The following is a 12346-nucleotide window of genomic DNA, read 5'->3' as shown; positions in this document are numbered from 1 at the left end:
TATAAGAGACAGGTCGTACCTCGTGCTCCTCTGGTCGCTCGCACGCCTTTGTGCAGCCTCGCACGCCGTCGTGCCGCCTCGCGCCGCCGCGCCCGCTTCCTCGCGCGGCACGGCCGGGTGTCGGCACACCATCGGCCGATCGGGACAGCAAACCCCCAGCCGGCGCACACCGTCAAGCCGCGCGATCACACCGATCCGTCAATTGCGCACGGTGCGGCGGCACTTGTCGCGGGGGCCGGCAGACGGGGCGGCGGGCGTCCCGGCGGGCCGGGGCCCGCCGGACGTGGCGCACGCCATGGCGTCGCGGCGCAGGGCGGCGGACGATGACCGTACGGCCGCGCCGCCACCCGTGATCGACCGGGCACCGCGGCCGCGTCCACCACCCGGATCCGGGTCTCGCCCCAGGCGATGTTCCGGGCACTTCCCGGGGCACCGACCGCCCCGGACCGCTAGAGTCGGCCATCGACGACCCGTGGCCCGGCCGGATGATCGAGGTACACAGCGTGTCGGTTCTGGTACTGGTTCTCGCCGTGAGCGCCGCCTGCTGCCTGGGCTTCGGGTTCGTGCTCCAGCAGAACGCCGCCGCGCGGGCCCCGCTCAGCGACTTCCTCTCCCCGCGGCTGCTCCTGGACCTGATGCGGGTACCGCGCTGGCTGGGCGGGATCGCCTTGATGGTCGTCGGCATGGTCCTGGGCGCGTTAGCCCTCGGCAAGGGCGAGATCTCCCTGGTCGAGCCGCTGCTCGCGACCAACCTGCTGTTCGCCCTCGCGCTCTCCCGCCGTCAGACCCGGCAGCCGCTGGGCCGCCAGGGCTGGGCGGGCCTCGCACTGCTCGCGGGCGGGGTGACCGCGTTCATCGTGGCCGGTGAGCCGCGCGGCGGCCACGCGGTCACCGATCCGGCACGGCACTGGCTGATCATCGGAGCCATGGTCGGTGTCGCCCTGCTGCTCACGACGTACGCGAAGCGGTCCAGGCTCAGCGCGGGCCCGGTGCTGCTGGCCGTGGCGGCCGGGCTGCTGTACGGGGTGCAGGACGCGTTGACGCGGGTCAGCGGGCAGCGCTTCGCCGCAGGGGGTCTGGCCGAGGTGCTGTCCGGCTGGCAGCCGTACGCCGTGCTGGTGATCGGGGTGACCGGCCTGGTGCTGGTCCAGAGCGCGTTCGAGACGGCGCCGCTGCGGATGTCCCTGCCCGCCCTGACCGCGACCCAGCCGCTGGCCGGCATCCTCTGCGGGGTGGGTTTCCTCGGCGACCGGCTGCGCACCGACACCGGAGCGCTGGCCTGGGAGGCCGCGGGGCTCGCGGCGATCGTCGTGGGCATCGTGCTGCTGGGGCTGCACCCGGCGATGCCCGACGGCACCGGGAAGCCGGAGCGGGTGCGGGACCTGCAACCGCGCTGACCTTTCCCCTCGGTCGCCCCGGGCCCTGCTTGGATGGGCCCATGAGCGCTGCTGACGAAATCCTCGACATCGTCGACGAGAACGACCGGGTCGTCGGACGGTCCCCGCGCGGCGAGGCCTACGCACAGGGTCTGCGCCACCGCTGCGTCTTCATCCAGGCGCGCGACGCGGCCGGCCGTCTCTTCGTCCACCGCCGCACCCCGACCAAGCTGGTCTTCCCCTCCCTCTACGACATGTTCGTCGGCGGGGTCGTCGGCGCGGGCGAGGCGTACGACGACGCCGCCCTGCGCGAGGCCGAGGAGGAGCTCGGGGTGAGCGGACTGCCCCGCCCCGAGTTCCGCTTCAAGTTCCTGTACACCGACGGCTCAGGCCACAGCTGGTGGTCGGCCGTCTACGAGGTCCGCTGCGAACTGCCGGTGCACCCCCAGGTGGAGGAGGTGGCCTGGCACGACTTCCTGCCCGAGGAGGAGGTCGAGGCGCGCCTGGACAGCTGGGAGTGGGTGCCGGACGGGCTGGCGGCGTACGAGCGGCTCAGGGCGTACCGCGCCGAGAGCTGACCGACCGCCCCCGGTAGTGTCCTGGACGTGATCGAGTTCGTGCGCAACGTCCGCCTGTGGTTCGCGCCCCAGCAGATCCGCGAGGAGGGCGGCACGCCCGACTACCGGTTCTCGCTGGCCAACGAGCGTACGTTCCTGGCCTGGCTGCGCACCTCCCTGGCACTGATCGGCGGAGGGTTCGCGGTCGACCAGTTCCTGCCGGACCTGCGCTGGGCCTGGCGGGTCGGGCTCGCGCTGGCCCTGCTCGCGGCGGGCGTGCTGTGCTCGCTGCGCGCGGTCAACCACTGGGTGCGGTGCGAGCGGGCGATGCGCCGGGGCGAGGACCTGCCGGCCTCCCGCTTCCCGGCCCTGCTCGCGGTCCTCGTCGCGGTGGTGGCCGTCGCGATGGTGATCGTCGTCCTGGTCGGCTGGGACGGATGACCGGCGCGCCGCCGCCCCCCGCCCCGGTCCGCCGGCCGCAGCGCGACCCCGGGCTCCAGCCCGAGCGCACCCGGCTGGCCTGGCGGCGTACGACGCTGGCCAGCACCGTCGCGACCGTGCTCGCCGTCAAGACCTCCCTGCACCACGGCCGGACCGCCGCCGGCATCACTGTCTGCATCCTGTGCTGCGCCCTCTGGCTGGCGTTCCTGACCGTCGCCCACCGGCGCATCCGCGCTCTGGCGAGCCACCGCCCGAGGACGCTCGCCCCCCGGCACGCCACGGCGGCGGTCCTGTGCACGGTCGCCATGGCCGTGTGCGCCGCGGCACTGATCGTCTAGGGCCTGTCCTGGCGGCGCTCAGTCCTCCGCCGGCTCCTCCTGGTCCACCGTCACCACGATCTTGCCCCGGGTCCGGCCCTCCTGGTTGAGCCGGTACGCCTGCTCCGCCTGCTCCAGCGGGAACGTCCGCGAGACATGGACCGAAACCACGCCCTGTTCGGCCAGTTCCGCCAGTCGGTGCAGGTCCTCGGCGTCGGGGCGGGTGAAGCAGTAACGGCCTCCGTAGCCGACGACGTCCGGGTCGGCGATCGAGGCCAGCCGGCCCTCGGGAGCCAGCAGGTTCGCGGAGGTACGGGTCGTCTCGCCGCCGATGGTGTCGAAGACCGCGTCCACGCCGTCGGGCACCAGCGCGCGCACCCGTTGCGCCAGGCCCTCGCCGTACTCGACCGGTTCGCCGCCCAGCCCGCGTACGAAGTCGTGGTTGGCCTCGCTCGCCGTGCCGATCACCCGTGCTCCCAGGTGGTGGCCCAGCTGGACCGCGATGGAGCCGACTCCGCCCGCCGCCGCGTGCACCAGGAGGGTCTCGCCGCGCTTCACCTCCAGTGCCTTCGTCAGCACCTGGTAGGCGGTGAGCCCGACCAGCGGCAGACCCGCGGCCTCCTCGAAGGAGAGGTTGCGGGGCTTGCGGGCCAGGGTGCGCACCGGGGCGGCCACGTACTCGGCGAGGGTGCCGCGGGAGAGGAAGTCCTCCCGTACGTAGCCCATGACCTCGTCGCCGACCAGGAACTCCGTGACGGCCGGTCCCGGTCGTACGACCACGCCCGAGACGTCCCAGCCGGGGATCACCGGGAAGACAACGTCGAGGACCCCGTCCAGGTAGCCCTCCCGGCACTTCCAGTCGACGGGGTTGACGCCCACCGCACGCACCTGGACCAGGACGGTGTCGGGCCCCACCTTGGGGTCGCGCACCTCCCCGTACGCCATGACCTCGGGACCGCCGTACCGGCTGTAGCTGATGCCCTTCATGGGACCGACCCTCGGGCCGGCGCGGACGCCACGCAAGCCGGATGCCCCGATGTGCGGCGTTCGCGTGGCAGCCTGTGCATCGTCGTCACCCGGGCCGCGGCCGGACCCCCGCGGCGGCCCGACGGCGGCCCGACGGCGGCCGAAAAGCCACTCCCGGCGGCTTCCCGTGGTTCGCCGTGGGGAGGGGGCGGCCTAGGGTGGCCCAGATCACCTTCGGCTCAGCCACTGGACGACATACCGACCGGTCGGCATCATAAGTCGGGTCCCGTTCACGCGCCCGTAGGAGTGATGTATGAGCCCCGACCACCCGCCCGGACTCGATCTCGACCGGCTGCGCGACCTGCTCGACCGCGAGCGGCCCGGCCTGGTGCGCGGCCCCCTGACCGGCCGGCTGATCGAGGGCGGTCGGTCGAACCTGACGTACGAGGTCGCGGACGGCGACACGAAGTGGGTCGTACGGCGTCCCCCGCTCGGCCATGTCCTGGCCACCGCGCACGACATGCGGCGCGAGCACCGCGTGATCAGCGCACTGCACCCCACCGCCGTGCCGGTGCCGCGTCCGGTGCTGCTGTGCGAGGACGAGGACGTACTCGGATCGCCGTTCTACGTCATGGAGTTCGTGACGGGCACCCCGTACCGCACCGCCGACCAGCTCGCCCCGCTCGGCGCCGAGCGCACCCGCAACGCGGTGCTGTCGCTGGTCGACACCCTCGTCGAGCTGCACGCGGTCGACCCGGCCGAGGTGGGCCTGGCGGACTTCGGCCGCCCCGAGGGCTTCCTGGACCGGCAGCTGCGGCGCTGGAGCAAGCAGCTCGACGCCTCCCGCAGCCGTGACCTGGCAGGCATCGACGAACTGCACGCGGCGCTCGGCCGCGAACTACCGCACTCCCCCGCCCCGGCCGTCGTGCACGGCGACTACCGGCTCGACAACGTCCTGATCGGCGCGGACGACACGATCAAGGCCGTCCTCGACTGGGAGATGTCGACGCTCGGCGACCCGCTGACCGACCTGGGCCTGCTGGTGATGTACAGCATGCGGCTCGGCCTGCCGCACTCGCCCGTCTCCACCACCGCCGAGGCCGCGGGCCACCCGGCGCCCGCCGAGCTGATCGAGCGGTACGCCGCCCGCTCGGGCCGCGACGTCTCGGCCGTCTCCTGGTACACCGCGTTCGCCTGGTTCAAGCTCGCGGTGATCCTGGAGGGCATCCACTACCGCTACACGCTGGGCCAGACCGTCGGCCGCGGCTTCGACCGCATCGGCGAACTCGTCCCCGTCTTCATCGAGCACGGCCTGACCACGCTGCACGACGGTCTCCAGGAGGGCTGATCCATCATGGACTTCGCGTTCGACGCACGTACCGAGGAACTGCGCGCCAGGCTCCTGGCCTTCATGGACGAGCACGTCTACCCGGCCGAGGCCGTCGCCGAGGAGCAGCGGGCCGAGCTCGCCTCGCCGTGGGACACCCCGGCGGTGGTGGAGGAGCTGAAGGCCGAGGCGCGCAGGCAGGGGCTGTGGAACCTGTTCCTGCCCGACGCCGAGTACGGCGCCGGCCTGACCAACCTCCAGTACGCGCCGCTCGCCGAGATCACCGGCCGCTCCCCGCACCTGGCGCCGACCGCGCTGAACTGCGCCGCGCCGGACACCGGCAACATGGAGGTGCTGGCGCAGTTCGGCACCGACGAGCAGAAGAAGCAGTGGCTGGAGCCGCTGCTCGCCGGTGAGATCCGCTCGGCGTTCGCGATGACCGAGCCGGAGGTGGCCTCCTCGGACGCCACCAACATCACCACCCACATCGAGCGGGACGGCGACGAGTACGTCGTCACCGGCCGCAAGTGGTACATCTCCGGGGCGATGAACCCGGACTGCAAGATCTTCATCGTGATGGGCAAGACCGACCCGGACGGCGCCGACATCCGCCGCCAGCAGTCGATGGTGCTGGTCCCGCGCGACACCCCGGGTGTCACCGTGAAGCGCGCCATGCAGGTCTTCGGGTACGAGGACCACTCGCACGGCGGGCACGCCGAGGTGGTCTTCGACCACGCGCGCGTGCCGGTGTCGAACCTGGTCGGCGAGGAGGGCGGCGGGTTCGCCATCGCGCAGGCCCGGCTGGGACCGGGCCGGATCCACCACTGCATGCGGCTGATCGGCATGGCGGAGCGGGCGATCGAGCTGATGTGCCGCCGGGCCGTCTCGCGCACCGCGTTCGGCAAGGCGCTGGCCCAGCAGGGTGTCGTCCAGAACTGGATCGCGGACGCCCGGGTCACCGTCGAGCAACTGCGGCTGCTGGTGCTGAAGACGGCCTGGCTGATGGACACGGTCGGCAACAAGGGCGCCCACACGGAGATCCAGTCCATCAAGATCGCCACCCCGCGCGCCGTGGTCGGCATCCTGGACCGGGCCATCCAGCTGCACGGCGCGGGCGGTGTGAGCCAGGACTTCCCGCTGGCCGAGCTGTACGCGAGTGCCCGCACCCTGATGCTGGCCGACGGCCCGGACGAGGTGCACCAGCGGTCGCTGGCGCGACGGGAGCTGAAGAAGTACCTGTAGGAGCCCCGCACAACACGGAGGGCCCCGGCGGTTGCCGGGGCCCTCCGTGTTCCACATCAGGGGCGCAGGGCCCGCAGCAGCAGGTCGGCCAGGTGGTCGGCGAGCTCCTGGGGGCGCATCGGGCCGTCGGGGCGGTACCAGGTCGACAGGTGGTGGATCGAGCCGAAGTGGTAGTCCACGACCAGGTCGGCCGGGGTCGCCGTGGAGAACACCCCGGCGGCCTGGCCCTCCTCGACGAGCGCTCGGAAGCGTTCGTGGTACCGCCGCCGCTCGGCGCGCACCTGCTTGTTCTTCTCGGGGCTGAGGTGGTGCATCGAGCGGAAGAAGATCGACGCGTCGTCGAGGTTCTCGATCGTCGTGACGACGACGTCCGCCGCGGCGCCCCGCAGCCGCTTCTCGATCGGCTCGTCGGCGTCGGCGAAGGCGTCGAGCCGCTCCTGCTGGACCCGCAGCACGCGCGCGTACACCTCGTGCAGCAGGTCGTCCTTGGAGCCGAAGTAGTGGTACAGCGCCCCCTTGGTGACACCGGCCGCCTCGACGATCTCCTGTACCGAGGTGCGGTCGTAGCCCTGCTCGGCGAAGAGCCGGGTGGCGGCGGCGAGCAGCCGCTGCGGTACGGGGGGCCCGTCGCCGTCCGTCGTCCTGGGCACTGCCGCCACCTGCCTTCCTCTATGCCTTGTCGGCCCTGCCTCGTCGGCGAGCCTTCACCGGCTGTCGTCCACTGACTGTCGTGCGCGTCTACTGGCTGTCGTGCGCGTCGCGGGAACGCAGTTCCCGACGGAGGATCTTCCCACTCGCCGTCTTGGGCAGTTCGGGCAGGATCTCCACCTGGCGCGGATACTTGTAGGCCGCCAGCCTGTCCTTGCAGTAGGCGGTGAGCGTATCCGCATCCGCGTCGGCACCGGGCCGCAGGCTGATGTACGCCTTCACCGTCTCCCCGCGGTAGCCGTCCGGCACCCCGACGACGGCCGCCTCGCGCACCGCCGGGTGCGTGTACAGGACGTCCTCGACCTCGCGCGGCCACACCTTGAAGCCGGACGCGTTGATCATGTCCTTCTTGCGGTCGACGACGTACAGCCAGCCCTGTTCGTCCATGAACCCGATGTCGCCGGTGCGCAGCTCGCCGTCGGGGAAGGTCTCGGCGGTGGCCTCGGGGCGCCGCCAGTAGCCGGGCACGACCTGCGGTCCGCTCACGACGATCTCGCCCTGCTCGCCGAAGGGCACCTCGGCGCCCTTGTCGTCGACGATCCGTACGACCGTGTCGGGGCCCGGCACGCCGACGGCCAGCGTCCCGGAGACCGGGTCGACGGGCGCCTCCAGGCCGGGCGGTACGGACGCGCAGGGCGCGGTGCACTCGGTGAGTCCGTAGCCGTTGCGGATGTACGGTCCGAAGCCGGCCCGGAACTTCTCCACCAGGGCGGGCGGCAGCGGGGCGCCGCCGGAGGAGATGTGCGCGAAGGAGGAGAAGTGGTCCGGGGTGGCGGCCGGGTGGGCGGCCAGCGCCATGAAGGCGGTCGAGGGGCCCACGGTGTAGTGCGGCCGGTGCTCGGCGAACGCGTCCAGTACGACGCCCGACTCGAAGCGGTAGGTCAGCGCCAGGGTGCCCGCGCTGTCGAGGCAGGCGCCGAGCTGGCAGACCATCCCGGTGATGTGGAACAGGGGCGCCAGCGCGTAGTAGACGGGCACCCCGGGCAGGTCCAGGCCGGTGCGCTGACGCTCGGCGTTGTACATGATGTTGCCGTGGGTGTTGGTGGCGCCCTTGGGGGTGCCGCTGGTGCCCGAGGTGTAGCTGATCAGCGCGATGTCCTCGGGGCCGGGGTCGCGGCCTTCGGGGGCCTTGTGGCCCTGCCGGGCGACGGCGGTGAGGTCGTCGGCGTCCGCGGCCGGCGCCGCCCGCTCGAAGGTCAGCACGCGGATGTCACCGCGGGTCTGGAAGTCCAGCTCGCAGCCGGTGAGCACGATCCGCACCGGCGAGCCTTCGGCCGCCTCGCGCAGATACGCCTCCCAGGCTCGGTCGGCGCAGATCAGCGCGGTGACCTCGGCGTCCCGCAGGACGTGCGCGACCTCGCCGGACTTGTACATGGGGTTGACGGGGACGACGGTCGCACCCGCCTTCCACGCGCCGAGCACCGCGAGCACGAACTGCGGGGAGTTCTGGAGCAGCACGGCCACCCGGTCGCCGTGTTCCAGGCCGCGCGCGGCCAGATGGCCAGCGACGGAGTCGCTGAGCTCGTCGACCTCGCGGTACGTCAGCCGGCCGTCGAAGTAGGCGAGGAAGTCGCGCTCGGGCGTCTCGTCGACGGCCCGGCGCAGGGCGTGCACCAGGGAGTCGGCCGGGTGGACGGGGGCGCGCTGGGCGTCGTTGAGGAGGGCGACCCAGGGCTTGTCGGCGTAGCGGGAGGCGGTCACTGTCCGGCCTCCCACTTCTGCTGGATGTGGTTCATGGTGGTCAGCCAGCGGTCCGGATCGCCGGCCCGGCCCTGGTAGTAGGCGGCGACCTCGGGGTGGGGCAGGATCAGGAAGCGGTCCTCCTCGATGCCCTTGAAGAGGGCGTCCGCGACGGCCTGCGGCTCGATCGCGGTCGGCTGGAGGACCAGGTCGCCCGCGCTGCCGGTGGCGGCCAGCATGTCGGTGCGCACCCCCTGGGGGCAGATGGCGTGGACCTTGATCCCGCGGTGGCGGTAGGTGAGCGACAGCCACTCGGCGAAGGCGTAAGCGCCGTGCTTGGTGACGCTGTACGGCGCGGCGCCGATCATGGTGAGCAGTCCGGCGGCGGAGACGGTGGAGACGAAGCGCCCGCGGCCGCGCTCCAGCCAGCCGGGGATCAGCGCCTCGGCCGCGCGGACGTGGGCCATCACGTTGACGTCCCAGGCCAGGGCCCACACCGGCTCGCCCGCGGCCTCCGAACCACCGGAGCCGACCCCGGCGTTGGCGCAGTAGACGTCGACGGAGCCGCCGAGCGCGTCCCGGGCGTCGGCGACGATCGCGGAGGCGTCGCCTGGGATCGCGATACCGCCGATCTCGTCGGCCACGGCCCGCGCCTTGTCGGCGTCCAGGTCGTTGACGACGACCCGGGCCCCCTCGGCGGCGAAGCGGCGGGCCAGTGCGGCCCCGATCCCGCCCCCCGCTCCGGTGACGACCACTCCGGCATCCTGCACGGCTTCCACCATCGGTCTCCTTCGACACGACGAGAATCGGCTCTGCGACACCAGACTAACCGGTCGGTATGTGCGAGAGGAAGAGCCGTTGCCGCACGCTGGGAGCGGCGGGGCCGCCTGGGCCTGTCTGACAATTCCCGTCGTCCGCCCGGAGGGCGGGCCCCGCGGCGTCAGGTGCGAGAGTGCGTGCATGGCGTCGCGGGGCAGGCGGGAATTGTCAGACAGGCCCCCGGTGCGGCGTCCGTCGCCCGCACGATCCGCACCGGACGGCCCGTCACCTCACCCCCACGGAGGATCCGCATGCGCCTCTCCAGACGCACCGTGCTCGCCTCGGCCACGGCGGCCACAATGTCCACGGCGGCCACAGTGTCTTTGACCCCCGCCACTGTCACGAAGTCGCCCCGAGAACAACTGCGCACCGGCTTCGAGCGGCTCGCCGCGGACGGCTACGCGCGGCTGAAGGGGCAGCGGGTCGGCGTCGTCACCAACCCGACCGGCGTCAACCGGGACACCCGGCACATCGTGGACGTGATGCATGCCGACGAACGGGTGAACCTGCGTGCCGTGTTCGGACCCGAGCACGGCTTCCGCGGCACCGCGCAGGCGGGCGGCTCCGAGGGCCGCTACGACGACCCGGCGACCCGGCTGCCGGTGTACGACACGTACCTCAAGAGCGGCCGGCCGCTGGCCGACGTGTTCACCGCGTCCGGTGTCGACACGGTCGTCTTCGACATCCAGGACGCGGGCGCCCGCTTCTACACGTACATCTGGACCCTGTACGACTGCATGGAGGCCGCGCAGCTCGCGGGCAAGCGGTTCATGGTCCTGGACCGGCCCAATCCGCTGACCGGGCGGGCGGCCCTGGGTCCGGTGCTGCACAAGGAGTTCGCGACGTTCGTCGGCCGGCAGCCGATCGCGCAGGCACACGGCATGACGGTCGCGGAGCTGGCGCGGCTGTTCAACGGGGAGTTCCTGGCGACGCCGGTGACACTGGACACCGTGCCGATGAGCGGCTGGAAGCGGTCGCAGTGGTACGACGCGTCCGGGCTGCCCTGGGTGCCGCCGAGCCCGAACATGCCGACGCCCGACACCGCGCTGGCCTACGCGGGCACCTGCCTGTTCGAGGGGACGAACCTCTCCGAGGGCCGCGGCACCACCCGGCCGTTCGAGCTGCTGGGCGCCGAGGGGATCGACGGCCGGTGGGCGACCGCCGTGAACGCTCTGCGCCTGCCGGGCGTGCACTTCCGCGAGGCGTACTTCGCGCCCACCTTCTCCAAGTTCCAGGGGAAGACCGTCGGCGGCGTGCAGATCCATGTGCACGACCGGGGCGCGTACGACCCGGTGCGCACCGGGATCGCGCTGCTGGTGACCGCCCGGCGGGTCTGGGACGGCTTCGCCTGGCGTGCCGACAACTGGATCGACAAGCTGACCGGCTCCGACCGGGTGCGCACCGCGATCGACGCGGGCGCGGACACCGACGCGGTGGTGGCGGGCTGGCAGGAGGAGCTGGCGGCGTTCCGGCGGGTGCGGGAGAAGTATCTGTCCTACGGATGAGCCGTGACGTATGGCCAATGTCCCCCGTTGGCAGGACCATGCGCCCAGAGCGCACCACCACGGGGGACGAAGGAGTCCGTCATGGCAGATCCGGCGATGAGCGTGACGCCGTACTGGGAGCTGACCTTCGACGCGGACGGTGACGTGTCCGGTCCGGAGCGGGACCGGCTGCTGGCCGAGGTGCCCCGGCGCGGCGTGCGCGACCTGGTGGTGTTCGCGCACGGCTGGAACAACGACCGCTCGGGCGCGACCCGGCTCTACAGCAGCTTCTTCGCCCCGTTCCCGCAGCTCGCGCCGGCGGCCCGGATCGGGTACGTGGGGGTGGTGTGGCCGTCGATGCGGTTCTCCGACGAGCCGATCCCGGACTTCCCGCGCTCGGTGGCGACCGAGACGCCCCGGCGTCCGGCGCTCGACAAGGACACCCGGCACGCGCTGCTGGAGACCTTCCCCGGCCGGGGGGTCGTGGTGGAGCAGCTCGCGCGGCTGCTGGAGCAGCGGCCGCGCGAGGAGGCCGAACTGACCGAGTTCGGGCGGCTGGTGCGGCTGCTGGTGGAGGTGGTGCCGCCCGGACCGCAGGCGCTGTTCGCGGCGGACACGCTGGCGGAGGGGGTGCCGCAGGACGAGCCGGAGATGTTCACCGGGTCCGCGGCCGCGATGTGCGAGACCTTCGCGCAGGCCCTGGCCGACCTCGAATCCCCGGACTCCCCTGAGCAGTTCACGATGCCCGACCCGTGGGAGGGGGCGCACGAACTGCTCCGGCAGGGCACGTACTACGCGATGAAGCGGCGGGCCGGGACGGTGGGCGAGCGCGGGCTCGGCCGGTTCCTGGGCCAACTGGCGGACGCGGCACCGCAGGTGCGGGTGCATCTGGTCGGGCACAGTTTCGGCGGGCGGCTGGTGTCGTTCGCGCTGCGCGGGCTGCCCGAGGGCGTGCGCACGGTGAAGTCCGTGACCCTGCTGCAAGGGGCCTTCTCGCACTACGCCTTCGCCGCCCGGCTGCCCCACGACCCGCGTGCGGGCGGTGTGTTGCAGGGCCAGAACCAGCGGGTCGACGGCCCCCTCGTGTGCTGCTGGTCCAGCCACGACACGGCGCTGGGCACGCTGTACCCGCTGGCCTCCCGGATGGCTGGCGACGCGCAGGGCGTGGCCGAGGGCTTCGACCTGGGCCGGCTGCTGGGCGACAAGTGGGGGGCGATGGGCCACGACGGGGTGCAGGCGGTGCCTGGCACCCGGGCGCTGACGCTCGCCGACGCGCTCGGGGGCCCGCTGCCCGGCTCCGGGTGCGTCAACGTCGATGCCTCGGCGGTGGTCTGCCGCGGCGGCCCGCCGAGCGGCGCGCACAGCGACATCGTGCACCCGGAGCTGGCGCGGGTGGTGCTGGCAGCGGGCCGGATCCGCTAGGACCCGA

12 protein-coding genes are annotated in these 12346 nt (G+C 72.6%); 8 read left to right on the top strand and 4 right to left on the bottom strand.

The features are described 5' to 3' along the window. Nucleotides 1-503: 503 nt before the first annotated feature. The 4 genes from FNH09_RS18595 to FNH09_RS18580 are packed head-to-tail and all read left to right on the top strand — an operon-like array spanning nucleotide 504 to nucleotide 2712. The gene (locus FNH09_RS18595; RefSeq protein WP_162468765.1) at nucleotides 504-1397 is read left to right on the top strand and encodes a DMT family transporter; all 894 of its coding nucleotides are present in this window, start codon (nucleotides 504-506) and stop codon (nucleotides 1395-1397) included. A gap of 41 nt (nucleotides 1398-1438) precedes the next feature. Then, nucleotides 1439-1954, top strand: coding sequence for an NUDIX hydrolase (locus tag FNH09_RS18590; protein ID WP_152889309.1), 516 nt, complete (start codon nucleotides 1439-1441; stop codon nucleotides 1952-1954). 27 nt (nucleotides 1955-1981) lie between these two features. Continuing rightward, nucleotides 1982-2374, top strand: coding sequence for a DUF202 domain-containing protein (locus FNH09_RS18585; RefSeq protein ID WP_162468764.1), 393 nt, complete (start codon nucleotides 1982-1984; stop codon nucleotides 2372-2374). Further along, nucleotides 2371-2712, top strand: a complete 342-nt coding sequence (locus tag FNH09_RS18580; protein WP_152889305.1) for a DUF202 domain-containing protein — start codon at nucleotides 2371-2373, stop codon at nucleotides 2710-2712. The genes FNH09_RS18585 and FNH09_RS18580 overlap by 4 nt, the downstream gene beginning before the upstream one ends. A gap of 18 nt (nucleotides 2713-2730) precedes the next feature. On the opposite strand, the gene FNH09_RS18575 is transcribed toward FNH09_RS18580, so the two are convergent. Beyond that, a complete protein-coding gene (locus FNH09_RS18575; RefSeq protein ID WP_152889303.1) occupies nucleotides 2731-3678 on the bottom strand; it encodes an NADP-dependent oxidoreductase in 948 nt (315 codons plus the stop codon). 292 nt (nucleotides 3679-3970) lie between these two features. On the opposite strand from FNH09_RS18575, the gene FNH09_RS18570 reads away from it, so the two are divergent. Continuing rightward, nucleotides 3971-5005 carry a phosphotransferase family protein gene (locus FNH09_RS18570; protein ID WP_152889301.1) on the top strand — a complete coding sequence of 345 codons (1035 nt, stop codon included), beginning with the start codon at nucleotides 3971-3973 and terminating at the stop codon, nucleotides 5003-5005. A gap of 6 nt (nucleotides 5006-5011) precedes the next feature. Beyond that, the gene (locus FNH09_RS18565) at nucleotides 5012-6226 is read left to right on the top strand and encodes an acyl-CoA dehydrogenase (protein WP_152889299.1); all 1215 of its coding nucleotides are present in this window, start codon (nucleotides 5012-5014) and stop codon (nucleotides 6224-6226) included. Between the two features lie 56 nt (nucleotides 6227-6282). Here FNH09_RS18565 and FNH09_RS18560 read toward each other — a convergent pair whose 3' ends face one another. The 3 genes from FNH09_RS18560 to FNH09_RS18550 form a co-directional block, all read right to left on the bottom strand. Further along, a complete protein-coding gene (locus FNH09_RS18560; RefSeq protein ID WP_162468763.1) occupies nucleotides 6283-6876 on the bottom strand; it encodes a TetR-type transcription factor C-terminal domain-containing protein in 594 nt (197 codons plus the stop codon). Nucleotides 6877-6964: 88 nt separating this feature from the next. After that, on the bottom strand, nucleotides 6965-8635 hold the full coding sequence (locus FNH09_RS18555; RefSeq protein WP_162468762.1) for an AMP-binding protein: 1671 nt from the start codon (nucleotides 8633-8635) through the stop codon (nucleotides 6965-6967). Further along, entirely contained in the window at nucleotides 8632-9396 is a 765-nt protein-coding gene (locus FNH09_RS18550; RefSeq protein ID WP_152889297.1) for an SDR family oxidoreductase, read from the bottom strand. Before FNH09_RS18550 ends, FNH09_RS18555 begins: the two co-directional genes overlap by 4 nt. Before the next feature lie 288 nt (nucleotides 9397-9684). Here FNH09_RS18550 and FNH09_RS18545 point away from each other — a divergent pair, with 288 nt between their 5' ends. Continuing rightward, a complete protein-coding gene (locus tag FNH09_RS18545; RefSeq protein WP_152889295.1) occupies nucleotides 9685-10938 on the top strand; it encodes an exo-beta-N-acetylmuramidase NamZ family protein in 1254 nt (417 codons plus the stop codon). 81 nt (nucleotides 10939-11019) lie between these two features. Then, nucleotides 11020-12339 (top strand): alpha/beta hydrolase family protein, encoded by a 1320-nt coding sequence (locus tag FNH09_RS18540; protein WP_152889293.1) that lies wholly within the window; start codon nucleotides 11020-11022, stop codon nucleotides 12337-12339. Nucleotides 12340-12346: the final 7 nt, after the last annotated feature.

Origin of the sequence: Streptomyces adustus (genome assembly GCF_009377175.1) — a bacterium.
Lineage (GTDB): Bacteria > Actinomycetota > Actinomycetes > Streptomycetales > Streptomycetaceae > Streptomyces > Streptomyces adustus.
Note: the sequence above shows the minus strand (reverse complement) of the source record. Positions and strands in the feature narration are given on the sequence as shown.

Excerpts from the sequence above, each read along its gene's own strand:
- FNH09_RS18590 (WP_152889309.1), top strand. The coding sequence starts at position 1,439 with ATGAGCGCTGCTGACGAAATCCTCGACATCGTCGACGAGAACGACCGG.
- FNH09_RS18580 (WP_152889305.1), top strand. The coding sequence starts at position 2,371 with ATGACCGGCGCGCCGCCGCCCCCCGCCCCGGTCCGCCGGCCGCAGCGC.
- FNH09_RS18575 (WP_152889303.1), bottom strand. The coding sequence starts at position 3,678 with ATGAAGGGCATCAGCTACAGCCGGTACGGCGGTCCCGAGGTCATGGCG.
- FNH09_RS18570 (WP_152889301.1), top strand. The coding sequence starts at position 3,971 with ATGAGCCCCGACCACCCGCCCGGACTCGATCTCGACCGGCTGCGCGAC.
- FNH09_RS18565 (WP_152889299.1), top strand. The coding sequence starts at position 5,012 with ATGGACTTCGCGTTCGACGCACGTACCGAGGAACTGCGCGCCAGGCTC.
- FNH09_RS18550 (WP_152889297.1), bottom strand. The coding sequence starts at position 9,396 with ATGGTGGAAGCCGTGCAGGATGCCGGAGTGGTCGTCACCGGAGCGGGG.
- FNH09_RS18545 (WP_152889295.1), top strand. The coding sequence starts at position 9,685 with ATGCGCCTCTCCAGACGCACCGTGCTCGCCTCGGCCACGGCGGCCACA.
- FNH09_RS18540 (WP_152889293.1), top strand. The coding sequence starts at position 11,020 with ATGGCAGATCCGGCGATGAGCGTGACGCCGTACTGGGAGCTGACCTTC.